Annotated in this window: 16 protein-coding genes; 1 reads left to right on the top strand and 15 read right to left on the bottom strand. The window is 70.6% G+C overall.

Translation table 11 applies throughout. From position 1 onward, the window contains the following. Positions 1–4: 4 nt before the first annotated feature. The 12 genes from Q0Q23_RS08895 to pip all read right to left on the bottom strand — a co-directional run bounded on the left by Q0Q23_RS08895 (position 5) and on the right by pip (position 16,157). Positions 5–1,015: a hypothetical protein gene (locus tag Q0Q23_RS08895; protein WP_295122173.1), complete on the bottom strand. Its 1,011-nt coding sequence runs from the start codon at positions 1,013–1,015 to the stop codon at positions 5–7. Between the two features lie 24 nt (positions 1,016–1,039). Further along, on the bottom strand, positions 1,040–1,702 hold the full coding sequence (locus Q0Q23_RS08890; RefSeq protein WP_295122171.1) for a hypothetical protein: 663 nt from the start codon (positions 1,700–1,702) through the stop codon (positions 1,040–1,042). Beyond that, entirely contained in the window at positions 1,699–2,349 is a 651-nt protein-coding gene (locus Q0Q23_RS08885) for an acyltransferase (RefSeq protein ID WP_295122169.1), read from the bottom strand. Before Q0Q23_RS08885 ends, Q0Q23_RS08890 begins: the two co-directional genes overlap by 4 nt. Positions 2,350–2,398: 49 nt before the next feature. After that, on the bottom strand, positions 2,399–3,922 hold the full coding sequence (locus tag Q0Q23_RS08880; RefSeq protein WP_295122167.1) for a sugar transferase: 1,524 nt from the start codon (positions 3,920–3,922) through the stop codon (positions 2,399–2,401). A gap of 341 nt (positions 3,923–4,263) precedes the next feature. Then, positions 4,264–5,451, bottom strand: coding sequence for an L-2-hydroxyglutarate oxidase (lhgO, locus tag Q0Q23_RS08875; protein ID WP_295122165.1), 1,188 nt, complete (start codon positions 5,449–5,451; stop codon positions 4,264–4,266). 132 nt (positions 5,452–5,583) lie between these two features. After that, positions 5,584–6,687: a DegT/DnrJ/EryC1/StrS aminotransferase family protein gene (locus Q0Q23_RS08870; protein WP_295122162.1), complete on the bottom strand. Its 1,104-nt coding sequence runs from the start codon at positions 6,685–6,687 to the stop codon at positions 5,584–5,586. Beyond that, positions 6,684–7,313: a NeuD/PglB/VioB family sugar acetyltransferase gene (locus Q0Q23_RS08865; RefSeq protein WP_295122160.1), complete on the bottom strand. Its 630-nt coding sequence runs from the start codon at positions 7,311–7,313 to the stop codon at positions 6,684–6,686. The genes Q0Q23_RS08870 and Q0Q23_RS08865 overlap by 4 nt, the downstream gene beginning before the upstream one ends. Continuing rightward, the gene (locus Q0Q23_RS08860; RefSeq protein WP_295122269.1) at positions 7,310–8,443 is read right to left on the bottom strand and encodes a DegT/DnrJ/EryC1/StrS aminotransferase family protein; all 1,134 of its coding nucleotides are present in this window, start codon (positions 8,441–8,443) and stop codon (positions 7,310–7,312) included. Before Q0Q23_RS08860 ends, Q0Q23_RS08865 begins: the two co-directional genes overlap by 4 nt. Before the next feature lie 14 nt (positions 8,444–8,457). Further along, positions 8,458–9,453 carry an NAD-dependent epimerase/dehydratase family protein gene (locus Q0Q23_RS08855; RefSeq protein ID WP_295122158.1) on the bottom strand — a complete coding sequence of 332 codons (996 nt, stop codon included), beginning with the start codon at positions 9,451–9,453 and terminating at the stop codon, positions 8,458–8,460. Continuing rightward, positions 9,450–10,520 (bottom strand): Gfo/Idh/MocA family protein, encoded by a 1,071-nt coding sequence (locus tag Q0Q23_RS08850; protein WP_295122156.1) that lies wholly within the window; start codon positions 10,518–10,520, stop codon positions 9,450–9,452. Before Q0Q23_RS08850 ends, Q0Q23_RS08855 begins: the two co-directional genes overlap by 4 nt. Positions 10,521–10,586: 66 nt before the next feature. Next, on the bottom strand, positions 10,587–15,068 hold the full coding sequence (locus Q0Q23_RS08845) for a DUF4082 domain-containing protein (RefSeq protein ID WP_295122153.1): 4,482 nt from the start codon (positions 15,066–15,068) through the stop codon (positions 10,587–10,589). A 129-nt stretch (positions 15,069–15,197) separates the two neighbouring features. After that, complete coding sequence (gene pip / locus Q0Q23_RS08840) at positions 15,198–16,157, bottom strand: prolyl aminopeptidase (RefSeq protein WP_295122151.1); 960 nt, start codon at positions 16,155–16,157, stop codon at positions 15,198–15,200. Positions 16,158–16,455: 298 nt separating this feature from the next. On the opposite strand from pip, the gene Q0Q23_RS08835 reads away from it, so the two are divergent. Then, positions 16,456–17,436: a malate dehydrogenase gene (locus Q0Q23_RS08835; RefSeq protein WP_295122149.1), complete on the top strand. Its 981-nt coding sequence runs from the start codon at positions 16,456–16,458 to the stop codon at positions 17,434–17,436. 138 nt (positions 17,437–17,574) lie between these two features. Here the strand turns inward: Q0Q23_RS08835 and Q0Q23_RS08830 are convergent, their stop codons facing one another. From Q0Q23_RS08830 to Q0Q23_RS08820, 3 genes are all read right to left on the bottom strand, one after another. Further along, the gene (locus tag Q0Q23_RS08830; protein ID WP_295122147.1) at positions 17,575–19,695 is read right to left on the bottom strand and encodes an acyl-CoA dehydrogenase; all 2,121 of its coding nucleotides are present in this window, start codon (positions 19,693–19,695) and stop codon (positions 17,575–17,577) included. Between the two features lie 164 nt (positions 19,696–19,859). Continuing rightward, positions 19,860–20,312: a DapH/DapD/GlmU-related protein gene (locus tag Q0Q23_RS08825; RefSeq protein WP_295122145.1), complete on the bottom strand. Its 453-nt coding sequence runs from the start codon at positions 20,310–20,312 to the stop codon at positions 19,860–19,862. A 139-nt stretch (positions 20,313–20,451) separates the two neighbouring features. Beyond that, positions 20,452–22,314: a glycoside hydrolase family 3 protein gene (locus Q0Q23_RS08820; RefSeq protein ID WP_295122143.1), complete on the bottom strand. Its 1,863-nt coding sequence runs from the start codon at positions 22,312–22,314 to the stop codon at positions 20,452–20,454. Positions 22,315–22,816 lie beyond the last annotated feature (502 nt).

The following is a 22,816-nucleotide window of genomic DNA, read 5'->3' as shown; positions in this document are numbered from 1 at the left end:
CGGCTCAGCGCACGACCGACGGTGACCAGGCATGCTCCAGGAACACCCTGGGTGGCGCCGAGCCGTCGGCTTTGACCGCGTAGACGGTGCTGTTGCCCGGGGCCTTCGGGTCGGCCAGGCCGTACAGCAGCGTCCCGTCGTCGAGCCACTCCGCCTGATCGTCGACGCTGACCGACGACGGGATGGGCAGCTCCTTCTCGACCCCGGTGGCGAAGTCCAGGACGGCGAGCGTCCAGTGCTTGACGGCGGTGGTGGAGATGTTCTTCTTGTACGCGACCCGGGTGCCGTCGGGCGACAGCGACGGGCACTCGGCGCCGTCCTTGACGGCCACCAGGGCACGCGCGCGCAGGTTGCCCCGCACGAGCCAGATCCGGCCGCCCGACATCGCCGTCGCGAAGAACGTGTTGTCGTCGGAGGCGAACGTCACCCCCCAGATCTCGCGGTCGCCGGTGATCTTCCGCCCGTCCACCAGCAGCTGGAAAGCCTCCAGGTTCCCGTAGTCGATCCCGTTCACGGCCGAGATCGTCGTCTGTGTCGAGAAACCCGCCGTGCCGTACGACGACCCGGTGACGAAGGACGTCTGGGCCACGAGCGACGAGTCGGACGAGATGCGCGTGCGGCTGGGGAAGCCGGGTAGCGGCCAGCTCCGGAGCCGGTCTCCTCCGGCGTCGTAGAGCGTCGCTTGGAAGCTCGTGTGCGTCCCCGTGTCCGTGTGCAGGCACATCAGGTTCTCGTGTGTCGCGTACACGCGGTCGCAGAGCAGCCCGGTGTCGGTCCGCTTCGCCGACGGGTCGGCCAGCGGCACGGACGCCACCTCGCCGTAGTGGGCTCCGGGCGATGTGTCGCGGAAGACCAGCAGCTGCCCGGCCGGAAGCGTGGGCCTCGGAGTGGACTCGCCGGTCGCGGTCGCGCGCGATTGGTACCCCGCGATGGCGATTCCGGCGTAGACGACTGCACCGGCCAGGAGCACGACCGTGAGCGCCGCGAGCAGCCATCGGAGTCGTCCCGGCTTCATGCGTTCATCTTGCACGATGCTCGGTCAGTCCGCAGCCGTGAACGCACCGTAGAGAACATAGGTGGTGCCGCCCTTGGCGGGCGTCACGGTGAGGGTCACCGAGTTGCCGTCGCGCACGAAACGCGTCGACGTGCCGCCGGACAACGCGGGCGCAGCACTGTCGTACATGCCGTACTTCGCCAGCGCGGCGCGATAGAACGCGACGATGTCCGTGACCTGCTGGGTCGATCCCGCCGTCAGCGTCACCTGCAGGTGACCGCTCTGCACGGCCACCGAGCTGGTCGAGATGGTCGACCCCGGCGCCTGCGGGAGCACGGACGCCGGGTAGCCGGCGGCCAGCTTGCCGACCGCGGACGCCGACGCCGGCAGCGGCGCCTTCACCGGGTACGGGAGCGCGGTGGTGGGCGGGAGCGCGGGCTTCGTCGCCGGCGAGGCGGGCAGCACCTCGGTGGTGAACCGCTTGCTGGCGGCGGGCGGGGTGGTAGGCGCGGCGGGTCCCGTCGTCGCACCGGCGGAGCCCGATTGCTTCGCTGCTTGGCCGGGCGACGACGTCGCGGCGGGAGCGGTCGCGGCGGCGGGAACCGGTGCCGGAGCCGGAGTCTGCGAGAGCACGAAGGCTCCGCCGGCGATGACCGCGGCCGCGGACAGCCCCAGGATGATCCAGGTGCGGTGCGATGGCGTTCTCATGCGAGCTCGGCCTCCCGGATCAGGATGCCGTCGTTCTCGCGATATCGCGCGTGCGTGCGCGGGCAGCGCCAGCGGCCGCCGCCCTCGTCCACGAGCGGGAGACCGGCCTCTCCCACCCAGCCGATCCGGCGGGCAGGGACTCCGGCGACCAGGGCGAAGTCCGGGACGTCGGATCGCACGACCGAACCGGCCGCCACCAATGCCCAGCGCCCGATCCGCACGGGTGCGATGCAGACGGCGCGTGCGCCGATCGACGCGCCCTCGAGCACGGTCACCCCCACCGCATCCCAGTCGTCCGCCGATTTGCGCGTGCCGTCCGGGTTCACCGCCCGGGGGAACACGTCGTTGGTGAACACGACCGCCGGACCGACGAAGACCCCGTCGCCGAGCACCGCCGGCTCGTAGACCAGCGCGTAGTTCTGCAGCTTGCAGTTGTTCCCGATGCGCACGCCCGGTCCGACGTACGCTCCGCGGCCCAGGACGCAGCCGGAGCCGACCAGGGCGTCTTCGCGGACCTGGGCCAGGTGCCAGATCTGCGTGCCGTTCCCGATCGCCGCTCGTGCGTCGACGTCCGCCGTCGGCGCGATGGTCGGTGGCGCCGCGGCCGGATCCGGTCTCGGCGTTCTTGTCGTTGCGATGGTGGTCATCGGCGTCGCCCCCAGGTCGTCGCTCGTGTCGGTCGGGTGGTCGGCGCCCTCAGTAGGCGCCCGTGGGATGCAGCAGCACGCGAGCCGTGCGCCAGAGGATCACCAGGTCGCCGGTGAGCGACCAGTTCTCCACGTAATAGAGGTCGAGCCGCACGCTCTCCTCCCAGGAGAGGTCGGAGCGCCCGTTGACCTGCCACATCCCCGTGAGACCCGGCTTGATGTACAAGCGGCGGTGGACGTGGCTCTCGTAGCCTTCGACTTCGCGCTGAAGCGGGGGTCGCGGCCCGACGAGGCTCATGTCGCCGACGAGCACGTTCCACAGCTGCGGGAACTCGTCGATCGAGAACTTGCGGATGATGTGGCCGATCCGGGTGACGCGCGGGTCGTCCTTCATCTTGAACAGCAGGCCGTTGCCCTCGTTCTTGTCGTTGAGCGCGGCCAGCCGCGCTTCGGCGTCGACGACCATGGAGCGGAATTTCAGCATCTTGAAGGTCGTGCCGTTGCGACCGACGCGGTCCTGACGGAAGAGCGCGGGACCTGGGCTGTCGAGGCGCACCAGCAGGCCGACGATGAGCATGGGCAGGGCCAGCACGATCAGGGCGGCTGCCGACAGCACGATGTCGAGCATGCGCTTGAGGACGTGCTTGCCGCCTTCGAACTGCGGGATCTCGACGTGGATGAGCGGCAGCCCCTCGACCGGGCGGAAGTGGATGCGCGGCCCCGCGACATCAGTGAGGCGGGATGCGAGCACGAGGTCCGTCGCGGTGCCCTCCAGCGCCCAGCCCAGGTCGCGGATGTACCGGCTGCCCCCGCGCGGCTGGCCGGCGACGATCACCGTGTCCACGCCGAGTCGGCGCGCGGCGTCGGTGACGTCGGTCAGGCCGCCCACGATCGGGATGCTCTCGGCGCCCACGTCGATCAGGTCGCGTTCCCCGTCTTCGGTCGCCACGCCGACGATGTGGTATGCCGCTCCTGACTTCGCCCGGATCTGCGCGGCGACGTAGCCCACGTCGTCGCGCTCGCCGACGACGAGCGCCCGCGACAGATAGTGGTCGTAGCGGCGCTGGGCGATGAGCCACCGCCGCCACATCCAGCGGCTGCCCAGGAGTGCGAGCGCGCCGGCGGGCAGCGCGAGGATGAAATAGCCGCGTGCGACCTGCATGTCGCCGACCAGGAACACGATCGCCAGCAGGCCGAAGGTCAGGGCGCTGGCCGAAGCGACGCGCCGGTACTCGATGAGCCCGGTGCCGCACACGCGAGCGTCTCTGGTGTGCCCCGCGGAGAGGGCGACGGACCAGCTGATGGCGATCAGCAGCGAGATCAGGACGTAGGGCACGGGGAAGCCGGACACGCTCGCGGCGACGTCATGGGGTCCGAAGCGGAGGATGAACGCCGCGCTGATGGCGGCGAGGATGATCGCGGTGTCCGTGATCCGCAACCGCATCAGGTACGAGTGCGCCCAGGGGCGCGCCGGGGTCAGCTGCCGCGCGTCGAGTTCGTGCGCGGCGGTCCGGCCCCGGATGCGCCGGCCACCGACCGGGCGCGCGACGGTGCGCGGACGGATGACAGTCATGGCCGGCCCCGGCGCGTCGGGGCGACGAACTCGTCGCGGAGGTGGACAGAACCGGCGGCGGCTGGGGGAAAGCCGTGGTCTCGAACGGCTTTGCCGCCGCCGGCTCCGCTGGGGGGGACGGCCGTAACGCGCGGCGCCACGGGGGTTGGCGGGGCGCTGTGTTGGGAACTCTTCTGGTGCATTACGACTCGTCCCTGCTCATCGGGTTTCACAGGTTTCTTCGGGTTGCAGAGCGTTGATCCGATCAAGAAACTGATTCTTTCTCACCTCTACAAAAGTGAGAATACATCGGCTTTTGGAGCGGCCCCCATCCCCCGTCCGGGGGGCGACGGGGGCGGATCTCAGGCCATGACCCCGGTCTCCGCGACGAGATGCGCGGCGATCTCCAGCGCACTCGTGGCGGCCGGGGAAGGCGCATTGAGGACATGGAGCTGGTGGCCGGCGCGCTGGATCACGAAATCGTCGGCGAGGGAGCCGTCGCGGCGCACCGCCTGCGCCCGCACGCCGGAGCCGGCCCGGACGATGTCCGCCGCCTCGATCCGCGGGACCAGTCGCGCCAGGCTGGCGGCGAACGCCGATCGGCTCACCGATCTCGCCACCTCGCGCACTCCGGTCTCGAGGTTGCGGGACGCCATCCTCAGGAAGCCGGGATACCCGAGTGCGTCCACGGCATCGCGCAGATCCACGTCGCGCCACCGGTACCCTTCGCGCTTGAGGGCGAGCACGGCGTTCGGCCCGGCATGAACCGAGCCGTCGATCATGCGGGTCAGGTGGACGCCGAGAAAGGGGAGCGACGGATCCGGGACGGGGTAGATGAGGCCGCGCACCAGCGCGCGTCGCTCCGGGATGAGCTCGTAGTACTCGCCGCGGAACGGCACGATGCGCACGTCCGGTTCGATCCCGGCGAGCTGCGCGATGCGGTCGGCGTGCAGTCCCGCGCAGTTCACGAGGAGCGAGGCGTGCACCTCGCCGGCCGCGTGCTCGACGACGATCCCTTCGGCCGTCTCGTGGATCGCGGTGACCTTCGCGCCCGTGCGCAGGTCCGCGTCGTGCTCTCGGGCGATGTCGGCCAAGGCCCGGCAGACCGCCGGATAGTCGATGATGCCGGTCGTCTCGACCCTCAGCGCCTCGACCGCGTAGACCTCCGGTTCGTACTCCGAGGCCTCGTCCGCGCCGATCAGGCGGCTCGGAACACCATTGGCGACCGCGCGCCGGTGCAGCTCGTGCAGTCCGTCGAGCTCGCCGTCGTCGGTCGCGACGATGAGCTTGCCCGGCACGGCGTGCGGGATCCCGTGATCACGGGCGAACGCGAGCATCGACGCGTTGCCCGCCGCGCACATGCGCGCCTTGAGGGAGCCGGGCCGATAGTACGGGCCGGCGTGGACGACCCCGCTGTTGTGGCCCGTCTGGTGCGCGGCCCAGCCGTCCTCCTTCTCAAGGAGGGTGACGCGGATTCCGCGCCGTGCCGCGTGCGCTGCGACCGCCAGGCCGAGAATGCCTCCGCCCACGACCACGATGCTGGGGCCCATCCGCTCTCCTGCCGGCCGGACGGCGCGACGCCGGCACGGCTCGCGATCCGTCAAACTGAATAGTCCTCATTATCGTGCAGCCCGCGAGGCCCGTGGCAGAAAATGAGCAATAATCACCCCCGCTTTGGGGTATCAGCGCAGCGCTGCCGCGAGCTCCTCGGCCACGAACTGCTGCTGGTCCGCCGTGATGTGCGGATAGAGCGGAAGCGAGAGGATGCGCCCGGCGGCGGCCTCCGCGACCGGGAACGCGCCGACCCCCGGCCCGTGCCCCCGATACGCCGCCGTCAGGTGCAGCGGGGTCGGATAGTGGATGGCCGCGCCGATGCCGGCGTCGTTGAGCCGGGAGAGCACCCGGTCGCGATCGTCGACCCGGACGACGTAGAGGTGCCAGACGTCCAGGTTGCCCGGCGCGCTCCGCGGCAGCCGCACGCCCTCCAGACCGCCGAGAAGCGCGTCGTAGCGGGCGGCGGCGACGCGCCTGCGGCGGTTCCAGTCCGCGAGATGGCGGAGCTTGACCCGCAGCACGGCGGCCTGGAGCGAATCCATCCGGGAATTGAACCCCACCACCTCGTGCACGTACTTGTGCTCGCTTCCGTGCGAGCCGATCAGCCGCACGGTGCGGGCGATCTCGGGGTCCGCGGTGGTGACCGCCCCGGCGTCCCCGGCGGCGCCGAGGTTCTTGCCGGGATAGAACGAGGTGGAGGCCACGAGCCCGAGGCTTCCGGCCCGGCCGTCCGCGCTCTCGGCACCCTGCGATTGCGCACCGTCCTCGACGATCGGGATGCCGGTGGCCCCGAGCGCGTCGCGGATCGCGCCGACGGGCGCGACCTGTCCGAAGAGGTGCACGGGGACGACGGCCTGGGTCCGGGACGTGACCGCCGCGGCAGCGGCCGCGGGATCGAGCAGCAGGTGCTCGTCGTCGACGTCGGCGAAGACCGGAACCGCGCCGATGCGCGAGACGGCCTCGGCCGTGGCGATGAACGTGTTGACCGGGAGGACGACCTCGCCGCCCGCGGTCACCCCGGCGGCGCGCAACGCGAGTTCGAGCGCATCGGTGCCGTTGCCGACGCCGACGCAGTATCCGGCACCGGTCGCTTCCGCGTACTCCCGCTCGAACGCGGCCACGTCTCCGCCGCCGATGTACGACGCCGTCTCGAAGACGCCGTCGACCGCGGCGCGGATGTCCGCGCCGGTCTCCGTGTTCTGCGCGATCAGATCGACGAGCGGAACTCTCATAGCCGTACCCCCAGTTCTCGTGCGGGAACCCCCGCCCAGGTCTGTCCGCCCGGGACGTCGCTCAGCACGACGGCGCCCATCCCGATGGTGGCGCCCGCCCCGATCGAGACGTGCTGGCGGACGGATGCATTCATGCCCAGGTAGGCGGCCTCGCCGATGCGGGCCACCCCGCCGACGGCGACGCCCGCTGCGAAGGTGGCGTAGTCGTCGACGATGTCGTCGTGCGTGAGCGTGCAGTTCGGCATCAGCACCACGTGACGGCCGACGACCACGTCCGCCGTCAGCACGCAGCCGGCCAGGATGATGCTCCCCACACCCACCAGCGAGTTGTCCGACAGGTGGGCCGCCTCGTCGACGAGGGTGGGGAAGCGCTCGGGGCCGATGCCCATCGAGGCCAGGCGCTGCACGATGCGCCGACGCCCCGCGCCCGCGCCGACGCAGACGGCGAACTCGCCCGGCAGCCCGGCCGCCAGTTCGAGGCCGCCGAAGACCTCGACGCCGCCGATGGTGTGCCCGTGCAGGGCGGTGTCGTCGTCGAGGACGCCGATGACCCGAGTCCCCACCCGTCGCATCGCCATCACCTCGCGCGCAAGGCCGCTCGCGCCGATCAGGACGAGATCCCTCATGCCGCACCCCGGAGCTCGGCCGCGTCGCGGAGCGCATCCACGACGCGCAGCTGCTCCGCGTCCGTCAGCTCGTGGAACAGCGGCAGGATCAGGGTCCGATCGGTCAGTCGTTCGGTGACCGGCAGCGGAACCGATCCGGTGTCCACGTCGCGGTACGCCGGCTGCCGGTGCGCGGCCATGATGCCGCGGCGAGCCGAGATGTCCGCGCGCGCGAGGACCTCCATCGTGTCCTCCCGGGACGCGCCGAACGACGGCTCGACCTCGACCCAGTAGGACTGGAAGTTCCCCGTCCCCCACGGCGGGTCGGCCACCGCACGCAGACCGGGGATGTCGGCGAGGAGCTCGGCGTACCTGGCCGCGAGCTCTCTGCGCCGCTGGACGATCTGCGGGAGGCGTCCGAGCTGCACCAGCCCCACCGCCGCCTGCAGGTCGGTCATCCGGTAGTTGAAGCCGATCTCGGTGTACTCCTCTTTAGGGGCGAGAATGCTGGCCTGACGATCGGAGGCCGACACGCTCATCGAGTGCTCGCGCAGCCGGCGGGCGCGTTCGGCCCAGTCGGCGTTCGAGGTGGTGAGCATGCCTCCCTCACCCGTCGTGAGCAGCTTGCGCGGATGGAAGGACCAGGCGGTCACGTCCGCGCCGACGCCGACGGGACGGCCTCGATAGGTCGAGCCCGCGCCGCAGGCCGCGTCCTCGATCACGACGATGCCGCGGGGGTCGCACACGGAGCGGATGGCATCCAGATCGACGGGAACGCCGCCCTGGTCGACCGCGATCACCGCACGCGTGCGCGGTGTCAGCGCCTCGAGCACGGTCTGGGCGGTCAGATCTCCGGTACGCGCCGAGACGTCGGCGAAGACGGGGCGGGCGCTGACGTACGTCGGCGCGTTGGCGGTCGCGATGAAGGAGAAGGACGGGACGACCACGTCGTCGCCCCGTCCGACCCCGGCCACGACCAGTGCGAGGTGCAGGGCGGTCGTGCAGTTCGATGTCGCGACGGCGTGCTCGGCGCCCATCGCTTGGGCGAACGCCTCCTCGAAGCGCGCGACACGGGGGCCCTGAGCGACCCACCCCGACGCGATCACCTCCGCGACGGCGGCGATCTCCTCCTCGCCGAGCCAGGGCTTCATGACGTTGATGCGGTTCACGACGCCACCATCGCCCGTCCGGCCGCGATCTCCTCGCGCAGCGGCCGCCACCAGTCCACCAGTTCGCGCAGGCCCTCGGCGAGGGGCACCTCCGCCGTGAAGCCGAGGTCGCGCTGCGCCGCCGACGTGTCGGCGAGCCGGCGCGTGACGCCGTTGACCGCGCGCTCCGGCCCGTGCTCGACCTCGAGGTCGGAGCCCATCGCCTCCAGCAGCGCTTCGGCCAGCCCGAGCAGGCTCGTCTCGGTCCCGCTCGCGATGTTGTAGAAGCCTTCCTGCACGTCGGCGGTCGCGGCGAGCAGGTTGGCCCTGGCGATGTCGCGCGTGAAGACGAAGTCCATCGTCTGGAGGCCGTCGCCGAAGATCAGCGGCGGCTTCCCGTCGGCGATCCGCTCCATCCAGCGCACCAGCACCTCGGTGTAGAGCCCGTGCACGTCCATCCGCGGTCCGTAGACGTTGAAGTAGCGGAGGATCACGTAGTCCAGGCCGTTCATCGCTCGGAAGCTGCGCAGCATCCCCTCGTTGAACGACTTGGCCGCGCCGTAGAACGTGTCGTTGTTGTGGTGGTGGTGGCGCTCGGAGGTCGGGAACTCCTCCGCGAGGCCGTAGACGGAGGCGGACGACGCGGTGATCAGCTTGTCGACGCCGTGCTCCACCGCCGCCTCGTAGACGTTGAAGGTGCCGTCGACCAGCACCTCCAGTGCCAGCCGCGGCTCCTCCGCGCACTGCGTGATGCGGATGGCCGCCTCGTGATAGACGAGGTCCTTGCCGCGGGTGACGTCGTGCACGAGGTCACGGTCGCGCAGATCGCCCTCCACCAGCGTCACCCGCCCGGAGGCCAGCGCGTCGTCCAGGTTGGCCAGCCGCCCGCGGACCAGGTTGTCGAGCACGTCGACGTGGGCGACTCCCGCGTCGAGGAGCTGGTCGACGATCTGCGAGCCGATGGTGCCGGCGCCTCCCGTGACGAGGACGTCGGCTCCCGCCAGCGCGGTCACCGTGCACTCGCCAGGCGCTCGAGGTCTGCGACCTCTTCGACGTCGACGACGGCGCCGTCGGAGGCCACGCTCCGGCTCGCCGCCTCGAGGACGGACAGCACCCGCAGCCCCGCCGAGCCGTCGGTGCGTGGAGCTCGCTTCGAACGGATGCTGTCGGCGAACTCGGCCGCCATCTGGCCCAGGGCCTCGCGCTCCGGCAGCGCGGGCGACCAGGTGTCGCCCAGTCGGTAGGAGACGGTGGCAGCGGTGCGTTCGACCCCGTCGACGGCCTGGAGGCTCAAGTCGACCCCTCGGTCGTAGACGCTGATGCGCTGCTGCGGGTTCAGATCGTCCCAGACGAGTGTGCGCTTCGTCCCCCCGATGACCATCTGCCGGATCTTGGTGGGGCTCAGCCAGTTGACGTGCACGTGCGCCATGGCGCCGTCCTGCAACGGCAGCACCAGGTAGCCGACACACGACTTGCCGGCTCCCAGCGGGTCGGCGCCGTGCGCGGCGAGCGTGCGCGGGCGGAGACCGCCGGGAAGGATGAAGTCGATGATCGACAGGTCGTGCGGGGCGAGATCCCAGAACACGTCGACATCGGGCTGGATGAGACCGAGGTTGATCCGGGTGGAGTCGATGAACAGGATGTCGCCGAGCGCCCCCTCCTCGATCAGCTCGCGGATCTTCAGCACCGCCGGCGTGTAGCAGTAGGTGTGGTCGGCCATCAGCACCAGACCGTTCTCCGCCGCCGCGTCGACCATCGCACGGCCTCGTTCGCCTGCGTCGGCGAGCGGCTTCTCGACCATGACGTGCTTGCCCGCGGCGAGCGCCTTGATCGCGAGCCCATGATGGGTCCGGGCGGGAGTCGCGATCGCGACGGCGTCGATGTCGTCCCTCGCCAGCAGTTCGTCCACATCCGTGACGACGTCGACTCCGCCGACGCGGGCGGCGAGAGCCTCCGCCCGTTCGCGGTCCAGGTCGCAGATGGCCACGAGCTGCCAGTCCGGCCCGGCCGAGAAGTTCCTGGCCAGGTTCGGACCCCAGTAGCCGGCGCCGATCACCGCGATTCGCAGTTGTCTTTCCATGAGTGCCCCCAGCACCTTTCTTGTCAGCGGGACCCGTTCGGGTCGGGTCCCGTGGATTGTGAAGCTCTACTGAGACGCCACGAAGTGCACGTCCACCCAGTAGTTGCCCGTCGCCGTGTTGCTCGGGAAGCCCGTGCCGTAGACGTAGGCGCCTCCCGTCGCGATCGTGGAGAGCACGCCGTTCACCACCGGGTCGGTCAGTCCACCGGGGTCGACGGCGTAGGCGAGGTTGGTCGTGTAGTACGACGCCCGGTACTCGGTGTTGGCCGTGATGGCCACCGGCGACGTGAAGTAGACGTCCTGCCAGCCGCTGGCGGTCTCACCGCTCGAAACCGCGGTGGCGAGCTGCACTCCGGCTGCCGACCAGAGGTAGACGGTGTGCGTTCCGGTGTCCCCCGCTCCCTTGTAGAAGCGGATGCCCGTGATGGTGCCCGCGGCGGTGGAGGTGAACCGCACACCGAGCTGGACCGGCGCGGTGTCCTGCCAGGCCGTGTTCGCCGGCACCGCAGTGCTCGGGAAGATCGACACGCCCGCCGCCGGGTTCGTCCCTCCGGTCCCGCCCGTCGTCGTGGTGCCGCCGGACCCGCTGCCCGCGGACGGTGCGAAGACGATGTCGACGAAGTAGTTCGTCGACCCGTACGAGTACGTCGGGAAGCCGCCGGACGCACCGTAGAGGTAGACGCCGTTGGCCCCGGCGGGAGCGGTCAGCGGGCCGCTCGCCTTCGCTTGGGCGAAGTCGCCCGGCGTGTACGCGTAGTTGCCCTGCGGAGCGAGGTAGGACACGACGTACGTCGTGCCGGCGGTGACCGCGAGCGGGGTCGCCAGTTGCGCCGTCTGCCAGCCCACCGAGGTCTCGCCGGTGAAGGTCACCGAGGCCAGCTTGGTCCCGGTCGACGACCAGATCGAGCCGACGTGGGTACCGACGTTGCCGCTGCCCTTGAAGAAGCGGATGGCGGACACGGTGCCGTCCTGCGATGGGACGAACTTCATCCCGAGCTCGACGGCCGACGAGTCGTCCGTCGCGTCGGACACGGTCGGTGTCGCGCTTCCCAGCAGCGTGTAGTTCACCACCGTCGCGGCTTTGACCGTGAACGACCAGGATTGCGTGCCCAGTGTCGAGCCCTGAGTGGATTTCAGTCCGGAGAGCGTCACGGTCACCACCGCGCCGGCCGGCAGTGCGGCCGCCGGGGTGAAGGTGACGGTCGTCCCGTCGCTCGAGAGCGAGGTCGTGCCCGAGATCGCCGTGCTGCCGACGGCCGCCGTCAGCGAGTACCCGCTCGCCAGCGGGGACGACAGCTGTGCGGAGATCGTGCTCGACGGATCGACTTCGACGGCGCCGCTCGCGGGCGACTCGGACACCACGGCGAGCGGCGACGGAGCTTTGGTGAAGACGACGTCGACCATGTAGCTGGTGGTGGAGGTGTTCGACGGGAACCCGCTGCCGTAGGTGTACATGCCGGTCGACGTCCCCGCCGTCAGCGGCGGGTTGCTGATCCCGGAGCCCGAGAAGGCGCCCGGCGTCACCGAGTAGTACCCGGTCGGCGTCTTGTACGACACGACATAGTCCGTGTTCGCCGAGATGTTCACGGGCGAGGAGAACGTCAGCGTCTGCCAGCCCGCAGTGGACTCGTTCGTGAAGGTACCGGTCGCGAGCTGCTGTCCGGACGCGCTCCACAGCGTGCCGACGTGGGTGCCGGTGTTGCCCGAGCTCTTGTAGAACCGGATGCCGGTGACCGCGCCGGCGGCCGAGCTGGCGAACTTCACGCCGAGCGTGACGGGCGAGTCGCTGACCTGGAGGACCGAGGGGACGGCCGAGTCCGAGTACAGACTGCAGGGGCAGACTCCGGGAACCGGATCGGGCTTGGCGGTGAGGAAGCTCCACGAGCCGCCGCCGGAGAGCGCCGTGCCGTAGGTGTCCTTGGCCGTGACCGAGACGCTGTAGGTCACGAACCCGTTCAGCGCCGCCGACGGGGTGAAGGTGGCCGTCCTGGTCGAGGCCGCGTAGCCGACGCTGCCGGCCACGGTGTTCCCGAGCGAGTCCTTCACCGTGAAGGCGATGCTCGCGGGATCGACCGCCTTCGACATCACCGTGCCGATCGTGGTCGAGAGCGACACGCTGGACGAGCCGGGCAGCGGCCACTGCGCTGTCGCGACCAGCGGGGAGTTGTCGACCGTCGAGAAGGTGGCGTCCACGTAGTAGTTCGAGCTCTGGTAACTGGCCTGCGGGAACGTTCCGACGCTCGTGCTGTAGACACCGGGACTCGGCGAGCCGAAGCCTCCCGCGACCGCGAAGACGTTGTCCGTGGGGCCGCGGTACGAGAACGCGTTCGGGATCGACGTGTAGTGACCGGCCGGGTCCGAATACGAGACGACGTAGGTGGTCCCGGCTGTGACGGAGACGGGGGAGACGAAGTTGGCCGACTGCCAGCCGGAGGCCGACTCGTTCGTGAAGGTCACGCTCGCGAGCCGGTTGCCGGAGGCGTCCCACAGCGAGCCGGTGTGGGTGCCGGTGTTCGCCGCGCTCTTGTAGAAGCGGACGCCGGTGATGAAGCCGTTCTGCTTGGCGGTGAACCGCAGGCCGAGTTCGACCGCGGACGCATCGCCCGCGTCGGCGACCGCCGGTGCGGACGGCCCGAAGATCGTCGCGGGACCGGTGACCGTGATGGCGCGAGAGCTCGCCGACGACGTGTTGGCGCTGTCGTCGGTCGCCCTCACCATGATGGATCGGGATCCGAGCCCGTTCTGCACGTAGGTGTACGACCAGGAGGTCGTCCCGGTCGCGGGATGCCAGCTCGTACCGCCGTCGGTCGACACTTCGACGCCGGCGACGACGCCGCCGACGTCCGCAGCGGTGCCGGTCACGGTGACCGAGGCTCCGTTGGCGATGGACGCGCCCGATGCCGGCGCCGTGAAGGCGACGGTCGGCGCGGTGTGGTCGCTGCTCGCGGTCGCGGCGACCAGGCCCGACTGGAGGGTGCCCGGTTGCGCACCCATGTCGGCCAGCAGGTTCACCTGGGCCTGCTGCATCCGCGGGTCGGCCGCGGCGCCCGCTCCGTCGTGTGTGGCGTCGAGACCCCACGACCACTGCACGGTGCCGGCCGAGAAGACCAGTGCTCCGCTCGGCGCGCGGTAGAGCGTCACGTGGTGGGTGGTCGTTCCGGGGACGACGGTGTTCCCGAAGTCCTGCAGATACTGCGGCACCGCACCGGTCGTCGTGGACAGGTCCACCAGTCCGGCGGGCCGGAACCCGTTGTCGACGTCTTCGTCGGACTCGTAGCCGACGGTGTGCGCGGCCAGCGCCGTCGTGGTGCCTGCGCTCATCGACGTGAGGGAGGTGTTGCGCCAGAGTCTCGTCTTGCCCTGCGCGGCGGTGACGGTGATCGGCAGGTCGGAGAAGTTGGACATGTACATCGTGCCGGTGATGCCGTTCTCCGGCATGCCCGCCCCGTTGGCCTGGGAGGCGAAGCGCGGGTCGCGCCAGGTCCCCGTCCACTCCGGCGTCGGGTCGATCTTGGCGTTCGCCCAGGTCTCCTTGTAGGTCACCAGCGTCCGGTAGGTCGTGGCCGTGCCGGCCACCGACGACTCGTAGCGGGTGTGCCAGTACATCTCGTTGCCGGAGAGGAACTGCGCGTTCACGCCCGCGTCGATGGCGGCCTGGACGTTGGCGCGCTGCTTCGCCGACCAGTACTCGTCGTGTCCGACCGAGAGGAAGACCTTGTGGTTGAGCAGCTCCGATCCGTACCGATCGGTGTCGACGCCGCTGAAGTACGACATGTTGTAGCCGTTCTTCTCCAGGAAGCGGACCTCCGGGTATTCGGCGCTGAAGTAGAAGTCGCGGCCCGAGTTGTCGCCGCGGGTGGTGATCGGGCGGTTGTAGCTGAGCTTGTAGGCACGGCCGTTCGCCGCGCCCTGGTAGAAGTCCGAGCCGCCGTAGGTGTTGTAGGCCTGCCAGGTCGGGTCGGAGGTCTGGTACAGGACATCCGAGTGGCTCGAGTCGTTGCGCACGACGAACGTGATCTGGCTCTCGTCACCGTTGTCGTTGCGGTGCAGGAGGGCGATGTAGACACCGGACACCGCCGACGGCGGGACCGTCCACGACGCCGACTGCGCCCAGTTGCCGCAGTCGGTGAGCTCCACCGTCGGGTCCCAGTAGCACGCCGGCTGCGTCTGCGGCAGCGTGGCGGACGGGGTGACGTCTGCGATCTTGCGCGCGCCGAGGCCCTGGTAGTAGCCGGTGCGGAAGATCTGGATGGTGTAGGACCGGGCGCTGGTGTTGATCTTGAAGCCGATCGTGCCGCCGATGTTGACACTGATGTCGGTCGAGAAGCCCTGGATGTCGGAATCGCCGGCGCCGCTCACATCCCACACGGACGGATCGGTTCCGGCGAGCGCGTTCTCGCAGACGATCGGGTTCGGCGCGGCGTTGCACCCCTGGTCGGCGCGAGCGGGCTGGCTCACGACGAACGAGACCCAGGCGAACAGCAGGACCACGAGGGCGACGGCGGTCGCGGTCAGCACCGTGCGCCGGCGGCCGGCGCTGATTCCCACAGATTGAGCTTTGCTCATATCTGAGAGATTGTCACAAAATCCCGATCGTCGCTCACCCCCCAACAGGGGGCGTCCGGGCGGGTTACCCCTCCACGGCGACGTTCGGGTGCGGCCCGACGGCCGCGAGCCTCAGCGATCGGCGAAGCGGTCGGTCGCCTCGATCAGAGCATCCAGGATGCCGGGCTCGTCGTAGGCGTGCCCGGCGTCGGGGATGATCCGCAGGTCGGCCTGCGGCCACGCCTGGTGCAGGTCCCACGCGGTCATCGCCGGCGTGCAGACGTCGTAGCGGCCCTGCACGATCACCCCGGGGATGTCCGCCAGCCGGTGGGCGTCGCGGATCAGCTGATCCGGCTCGAACCATCCCCCGTTCATGAAGTAGTGGTTCTCGATGCGTGCGAAGGCGACCGCGTACTTCTCCTCCGTGAAACTCTCGACGACCTCCGGCCGGGGCAGCAGGGTGATCGTGGAGGACTCCCAGCGCGACCAGGCGACGGCGGCCGGGCCGTGCACCGCCGGGTCCTCGTCGGCGAGGAGCCGGCCGTACGCGCGCATGAGGTGGCCGCGATCCTCCTCGGGGACGGGCTCGAGGAAGCCCTCCCAGAGGTCGGGGAACAGGGCGGCGGCTCCGCCCTCGTAGAACCAGTCGAGCTCGGCCGGCCGCAGCGTGAAGATGCCGCGCACGATCAGCTCGGAGACCCGCTCGGCGTGCGTCTCGGCGTACGCGAGCGCAAGAGCACTCCCCCACGAGCCGCCGAACACCTGCCAGCGGTCGATGTCGAGATGCTCGCGCAGGTTCTCCATGTCGGCCACCAGGTTCCACGTGGTGTTCGCCGAGAGGTCGGCGTCGGGGTCGCTCGCGTGCGGGAGGCTCCGGCCGCAGTTGCGCTGATCGAACAGGACGATCCGGTACCGCTCGGGGTCGAACAGCCGGCGATGCGAGGGCGTCGTGCCCCCGCCCGGGCCGCCGTGCAGGAACACCACCGGCTTGCCTTCGGGGTTCCCGCTGGTCTCCCAGTACACCTGCTGTCCGTCGCCGACGTCGAGCATCCCGCTCTCGTACGGCTCGATCTCGGGGTAGAGGCTGCGCATGGTGAGACTGTAGCGGTGCGGGCGTGCCCGCACCGCCGCGGCGCGCGCCCGGCGCCGGCACACCCGCAGCCAACGGAGGAAATCCGGCCCCGGCTCCGGCGATCCGCAGCCAACGGAGGAGTTGCGACCCCGGCAGAGCCCCACCTCCTCCGCTACCGACACCGCCGTGCGGCCGGCCAGCAGTCGGCAGCGGAGGACATCCAGCCCTCCAACCGCCGCAACTCCTCCGTTGACTGCGGATCGGCGGGCTCCGCCTCCGAAACTCCTCCGCAACCGACACCGGCGCTAGGCTCGCAGCATGACCACCCCCGTGACCGTCGCCGTCACCGGCGCCGGTGGACAGATCGGCTACGCCCTCCTCTTCCGCATCGCCTCCGGCCAGCTGCTCGGGCCGGACGTTCCGGTGCGGCTGCGGCTCCTGGAGATCCCGGCCGGCCGCGCCGCCGCCGACGGCACTGCGCTCGAACTGCAGGACGGCGCCTTCCCGCTGGTGCACTCGGTCGACGTCACCGAGGACGCCGGCGCCGCCTTCGACGGCGTGAGCGTCGCCTTGCTCGTGGGCGCGCGGCCCCGCACCGCCGGGATGGAGCGCGCCGACCTGCTGGAGGCGAACGGCGGCATCTTCGGGCCGCAGGGCGCCGCGCTCAACGCGGGAGCGGCGGACGACGTCCGCGTCCTGGTCGTCGGCAACCCCGCCAACACGAACGCCCTCATCGCGAGCGCCCACGCCCCCGACATCCCCGCCGAGCGGTTCACCGCGATGACCCGGCTCGACCACAACCGCGCGGTCGCTCAACTCGCTGCCAAGCTCGGCGTTCCGGTCTCGGCGATCGATGGCGTGATCGTCTGGGGCAACCACTCCGCGAGCCAGTATCCCGACCTCAGCCACGCCACGGTCTACGGCCGCCCGGCCACCGAGCTCGTCGAGGAGGCCTGGCTGGCCGACGAATACATCCCGCGCGTGGCCAACCGCGGCGCCGAGATCATCGCCGTGCGCGGCTCTTCGTCCGCGGCGTCGGCGGCGAGCGCCGCCGTCGACCACATCCACGACTGGGTGCACGGCACCGGCGCGCACTGGACCTCGGCCGCCGTGGTCTCCGACGGGTCCTACGGCGTCCCGGAGGGGCTCATCTCGTCGTTCCCGGTGCGCGGCGTCGACGGCCGGTGGGAGATCGTCCAGGGCCTCGACATCGACGCGTTCTCGCGCGAACGCATCGACGCGTCGGTCGCCGAGCTCGTCGCCGAGCGCGACGCCGTCCGCGCCCTCGGCCTCCTGTAGCCCCCGCTGCGGCGCGCCCGGCGCGCCTCGCCGACATTCGTCACGAGTCGCGCACCCCGCGCCGCATGCGGATTCGTCACGAATCGCGACATTCGTGCCACGAATGCCGACATTCGTCACGAATGTCGAGACCCGGGGTCAGCGGTGCTTGCTCGGGGACTTTTCGGGGGTCGGGAGGGTGCCGGCGGCGCGATGCTCGGCGTAGTAGGCGCGCGCCTCGGCCTGGCGCTCGGCCTCCGCGCCGCTCGCGATCTTCGCGCGCACGAGCTCGGGGCCGTAGCCGAAGGCGTCGACGAGGTCGACGGCGTGCGGGCGCAGACGCGTCAGCAGCCGGTCGATGTACGCCGAGACGGCCTGGGCGCGCTGCGGCGACAGGCGGCCGTGGATGAGGTACCAGGCCAGGTGCTTCTCGATCAGCCCGAATCCGAACAGGTCGCGGAGCCAGGTGAGCACCTGCCGGGTCCCCGCGTCCGGAGCCTGCTCCAGCGCCTCGGTGAACGCCTCCCACTGCAGCAGCTCGCCGTGTGCGCGCGCCGCCTCGATCAGCTCGTTCTGCTGCGAGTTGAACAGGTCGGCGGCGGCCTTCTTGCCGAGCTTGGAGGCCGGGCGGAGGCGCCCTCCGATCTCCGAGATCATGGTCTCCACCCGGTCGGTCAGCAGCTCGCGCTGCGTCGCCGACTCCTGCAGCCAGTTGACCGAACGGGCCGTCGAACCGAAGTCGCGCACCGTCTGGCCGACGCTGCGCAGGCCGGTTCCGTGGTACGCCTTGCCGGCCGCCTGCACCACGACATAGCGGGCGAGCGCACCCGCGTCCGCCTTGGCGAACTTGCGGCTGAAGTCGGTCAGCAGGCGCTTGGCGACCAGCTGGAGGAGGACGTTGTTGTCGCCCTCGAAGGTGACCCAGATGTCGAGGTCCTGACGCAGGGAGGTGAGACGGTTCTCGGTGAGGAAGCCGGCGCCGCCGCAGGCCTCGCGCGCCTCCTGCAGCGTCTCGAGCGCGTGCCAGGTGCTGAGCGGCTTGAGCGCCGCCGCGATCGTCTCGAGGTCCTGCCGGTCGGCGTCGGTGTCTGCGGTCCCGCTGAACACGTCGTCGAACTTGCCCAGGAAGACCTCGTGCGCGAACCCTGCCGCGTACGTCGTGGCCAGCAGCGGGAGGAGGCGGCGCTGGTGACGCTGGTAGTCGAGGATGACCTCCTCGTCGGTGTCGCTGCCCGCGGTGAACTGGCGGCGCTGGTCGGCGTAGGTGATCGCGATCTTCAGAGCGATCTTGGCCGCGATGGTCGCGGACCCGTCGAGCGAGACGCGGCCCTGCACGAGCGTGCCGAGCATGGTGAAGAAGCGACGGCCCGGGCTCGCGATGGGCGAGGTGTAGGTGCCGTCCTCCGCGACATCGCCGTAGCGGTTGAGGAGGTCGGTGCGCGGGATCCGCACGCCGGTGAAGTGCAGCCTCCCGTTGTCGATGCCGTTGAGGCCGCCCTTCTGGCCGTCGTCCTCGCCGCCGATGCCCGGGAGGAAGTCGCCGTTCGCGTCGCGGATCGGCACGTAGAACGCGTGCACGCCGTGGTTGACGCCCTGCGTGACCAGCTGGGCGAACACGACCGCCGCGGTGGCGTCGACCGCCGCGTTGCCGAGATAGTCCTTCCACGCTCCCCGGAACGGGGTGTCGATGACGAACTCCTGGGTCTCGGGGTCGTATGTGGCCGTGGTGGCGATCGCGGCGACGTCGGAGCCGTGCCCGGTCTCGGTCATGGCGAACGCGCCGGGCACCTCCAGCGACATGATCGCCGGCAGGTAGGTCTGGTGGTGGTGCTCGGTGCCGAGGTGGAGGACGGCGGCACCGAAGAGGCCCCACTGCACGCCCGACTTGATCTGCAGCGACGGGTCGGCCGCCACGAGCTCCTCGAACGCCGCGATGTTGCCGCCGTGGTCCTCGCCGCCACCGACCGACTTGGGGAACGCGCGATGCACCTGCCCGTTCTCGACCAGCAGCTTGAGCTGCTCGAACACGCGCGAGCGGTGGTCGGCGACGGAGAGGCCCTCCACCTTCTGCAGCTCGGGACGTGCGGAGAGCTCTCGGGAGGCCAGCCGCACGTCCGCCCACCGGCCCAGCAGCTGGCGGCCCAGCGCCTCGACGTCGACGCGCGGTGCGGCGCCGCCGGGTGCGGTGGCGGCTGCGGCCGCTTCCGCAGCGGAGGCGGCGGAGTCCTGGACGGACGAGTCGGGGGTCTTCGGGGTGGTGCGCTCGGCAGTGTCAACCATGAGTTTCCTCTTCGATCTCTCTACGGTGCTCGCCACGCTACGACGGCCGGCTCGCGCGCGGAAACCGTCGGTGCCGCGGCTACAAAAACGGCCCGCGGGGTCCGCGGGCCGTTTGTGGGAAGCTCCAAATCGGCATCCGCCTGGTCAGCGGATGTCGACAACGATCAGGCTGCTCGGCGTGTGATTCGGGCTCCACGCGGCGGGGCTGCGAGCGACGCCCGGGCCGCCGTAACTCCCCGCAGCTCGATCACAGCGCCCGCGGGCACCTGCTCGTCGCGCTCGACGCGCGCCCCGTTGCCGATCATCGCGTTCTCGCCGATCTTCACGTTGCTGCCGATGCGCACGCCGCTGCCGACCACGCACCCCTTGCCGACGTGGACGTTGGCGCCCACGAACGTGCGGTCGCCGATCGTCGCCCCGCTGTCGATCCAGCTGCCCGCACCGATGTAGGCGTCGAGCCCGATGCGGGCGTCCGCCTCCACATAGGCGCTCGGCTCGATGTGTGCCGACTCGGCGACGCGGGCCGCCGGCGAGACGAGTCCTCTGCCGTTCGCGTGCCTTCTGTACTTGATGATTGCGCCGGTCTCGTCCTCGAGCTCTTCGATCCTCCGTGCCATGTCATCCCTCCTTCGAGATCGTCGCGGGATTATGCCATCTGACATAACCGTGAACGCGGGGGAAAGATTCCCTGATCGCCCCACGGAACGGGCACTGTACGCCCGCTACCGCGGGGCGACCAGGGGGAACGCTCGGAACCTACTGAATGCCGACGTCGGCCGATCGGGCCGGCCCGTAGCCCAGCCCGTGGCCGAACCGGAACAGGGGGTCTGCGGTGTCGAACGGGACGTCCGGGCGGCCGGCGACCACGGCCTCCATCGACGACGGGAGGTCGAACGGCAGCCGACCCTTCGGCGCGGCCTCCCCGAACAGCACGTCGAGCAGGGCCGAGGCGCTCGCACCGTAGTCCGCCGCGATCGCAGCGACCTCCCCCGCGAGGGGCGTGAGGATGGCCGGCCGGTCGAGGAACACCTGCACGACGGTCGGAACGGCGCGGGCGATCGCGAGCACCTCGTCCACCGTCTCCTGGCCGAAGTCGAGCGAGCCCGCGTGGAAGAAGTTCTCGAACATCGTCGTGCGCTGCTCGTAGGGCGCGTGGAGTCGTACGAGAGCGACATCGGCGTCCTCGACGCGGTCGACGACCGTCGCATAGCCGGCGACGGCCTCCGGTTCGAAGCCGCGCACGAAAACCTTCGCACCGCGGGCGAGCGGCAGCACGTCGTCGTTCTTCAGCAGCGTCACGGAGGCGCGCTGCGCGGCCTCGCCGGCCGCCACGAACTCGGCGTTGCCGACGACCGCGGCGGCGCGCGCCGGGTCGACCGTCGGCGCGTCGAACAGGCCGAGGCGGAACTTCTCGCGCAGCAGCCGCCGCGCCGAGACATCGAGCCGCTCCTCCGCCAGCTCGCCGCTGCGCACGAGGTCGACGAGCAGGTCGGGGACGGCTTCGCCGCCGAACTGGTCGGCACCCGCCTCGAGCACCTTCAGCATCCGCTCGCGCGCCGACAGGTGCTCCACGCCCCACGCGCGCGCCGGGAACGGCTCGCCGCCGATCTCGCCGTCGCTGATCAGCCCCCAGTCGGTGCAGACGATGCCGTCGAAGCCGTACCGCTCACGCAGCAGGCCGGTGATGACCGACTTGTTGAAGCCGAAGCCGACCTCCTCGTACTCGGTGCCGACCGGCATGCCGTAGTACGGCATGATCTGGCTGGTGCCCGCCCCGAAAGCGGCCTCGAACGGCTTGAGGTGCGTCTCGAACCGTCCGCCCGGGTAGACCTGCTCACGGCCGTACGGGAAGTGCGGGTCTTCACCGTCCTTCTGCGGACCGCCGCCCGGGAAGTGCTTGGTCATCGTGGCGACGGAGTCGGGGCCGAGCTCGGGGCCCTGGAAGCCGCGGATGTACGCGGCGCCGAGCCGGGAGGTCAGCTCCGGGTCCTCGCCGAAGGTGGCGGCCTGGCGCGCCCAGCGCGGCTCAGTCGCGAGGTCGATCTGCGGGTGCAGGGCCACGCGGATGCCGACGGCGGTGTACTCCTGCCGCGCGATGTCGGCGAAGCGCTCGACGAGCTCCTCGTCGCCGATCGCGGCGAGGCCCATGGTCTCGGGCCACTGCGAGAACGGGCCGGCCATCATCGCGGCGAGCGGGTTGTCGCTGAACGAGTGCCGCGGGTCGGTGGAGAAGGTGACCGGGATGCCGAGCCGCGTGCTCGCCGCGACCTCCTGCACCCGGTTGTGCCACTCCGCCATCTCGGCGGCGGTGCTCGCGGCGCCGAACACGTTGAAGTGCGTCATGTGGCGGTCGCGGATCATCTCGGTGCTGTCCGCGATCCCGAACGCCGGGACGGGACCGGCAACCGTGCCGCCCTCGCCGATGGTCATCATCGTCTGGAAGAACAGCCCGGCCTTCTCTTCGAGCGTCATCTGCGCGAGCAGGTTCTCGACGCGCTCCGCGATGGGGAGCGAGGGGTCGCGGTAGCGGAGGTCGACCTCGGGGGTCGGGGCGGGGGTGGGGGTCTGGGCCGGGGTGGGGGTCTGGGCCGGGCTGGCGGTCTGGTCGGTGTCGGTCATTCGCACTCCAATGGGCGTCACGGGTAGTGCTCCATCATAAACCGACCACTACTTGGTTTTGCCGCGAATCTCCCTCGAGCCTCGAGGGGCGCCCGAAGGGCGCGCAGGCGCCCTCAAACGGGCCGGATAAGGGCGCTTACTCGCCCCTCAGCGGCCGCGGCCCACTGCGGACACCGCGCAAGAACGCGAGGGGCGAGCGAGGGACGAGCGAGGGGCGCCCGAAGGGCGCGCAGGCGCCCCCAAGCGGGCCGGATAAGGGCGCTTGCGCGCCCTTAGCCGAGCGCGGATACCGCACGAGAACGCGAGGGGCGCCCGAAGGGCACGCAAGTGCCCCCAAACGGGCCGGATAAGGGCGCTTACTCGCCCCTCAGCGGCCGCCGCAGCTGCGGACACCGAGCAAGAACGTGAGGGGCGCGCGAGAGGCGCCCGAGGGGCGCCCGAAGGGCGCGCAAGTGCCCCCAAACGGGCCGGATAAGGGCGCTTACTCGCCCCTCAGCGGCCG

The sequence above is a fragment of the uncultured Leifsonia sp. genome (assembly GCF_945957465.1).
GTDB lineage: Bacteria > Actinomycetota > Actinomycetes > Actinomycetales > Microbacteriaceae > Leifsonia.
This window is presented reverse-complemented; position numbering and strand designations above follow the sequence as displayed.

Bases quoted from the DNA above. Each gene is read 5' to 3' on its own strand.
- Q0Q23_RS08895 (WP_295122173.1), bottom strand. From the start codon at position 1,015: ATGAAGCCGGGACGACTCCGATGGCTGCTCGCGGCGCTCACGGTCGTG.
- Q0Q23_RS08890 (WP_295122171.1), bottom strand. From the start codon at position 1,702: ATGAGAACGCCATCGCACCGCACCTGGATCATCCTGGGGCTGTCCGCG.
- Q0Q23_RS08885 (WP_295122169.1), bottom strand. From the start codon at position 2,349: ATGACCACCATCGCAACGACAAGAACGCCGAGACCGGATCCGGCCGCG.
- Q0Q23_RS08880 (WP_295122167.1), bottom strand. From the start codon at position 3,922: ATGACTGTCATCCGTCCGCGCACCGTCGCGCGCCCGGTCGGTGGCCGG.
- lhgO (WP_295122165.1), bottom strand. From the start codon at position 5,451: ATGGGCCCCAGCATCGTGGTCGTGGGCGGAGGCATTCTCGGCCTGGCG.
- Q0Q23_RS08870 (WP_295122162.1), bottom strand. From the start codon at position 6,687: ATGAGAGTTCCGCTCGTCGATCTGATCGCGCAGAACACGGAGACCGGC.
- Q0Q23_RS08865 (WP_295122160.1), bottom strand. From the start codon at position 7,313: ATGAGGGATCTCGTCCTGATCGGCGCGAGCGGCCTTGCGCGCGAGGTG.
- Q0Q23_RS08860 (WP_295122269.1), bottom strand. From the start codon at position 8,443: ATGAAGCCCTGGCTCGGCGAGGAGGAGATCGCCGCCGTCGCGGAGGTG.
- Q0Q23_RS08850 (WP_295122156.1), bottom strand. From the start codon at position 10,520: ATGGAAAGACAACTGCGAATCGCGGTGATCGGCGCCGGCTACTGGGGT.
- pip (WP_295122151.1), bottom strand. From the start codon at position 16,157: ATGCGCAGCCTCTACCCCGAGATCGAGCCGTACGAGAGCGGGATGCTC.
- Q0Q23_RS08835 (WP_295122149.1), top strand. From the start codon at position 16,456: ATGACCACCCCCGTGACCGTCGCCGTCACCGGCGCCGGTGGACAGATC.
- Q0Q23_RS08830 (WP_295122147.1), bottom strand. From the start codon at position 19,695: ATGGTTGACACTGCCGAGCGCACCACCCCGAAGACCCCCGACTCGTCC.
- Q0Q23_RS08825 (WP_295122145.1), bottom strand. From the start codon at position 20,312: ATGGCACGGAGGATCGAAGAGCTCGAGGACGAGACCGGCGCAATCATC.
- Q0Q23_RS08820 (WP_295122143.1), bottom strand. From the start codon at position 22,314: ATGACCGACACCGACCAGACCGCCAGCCCGGCCCAGACCCCCACCCCG.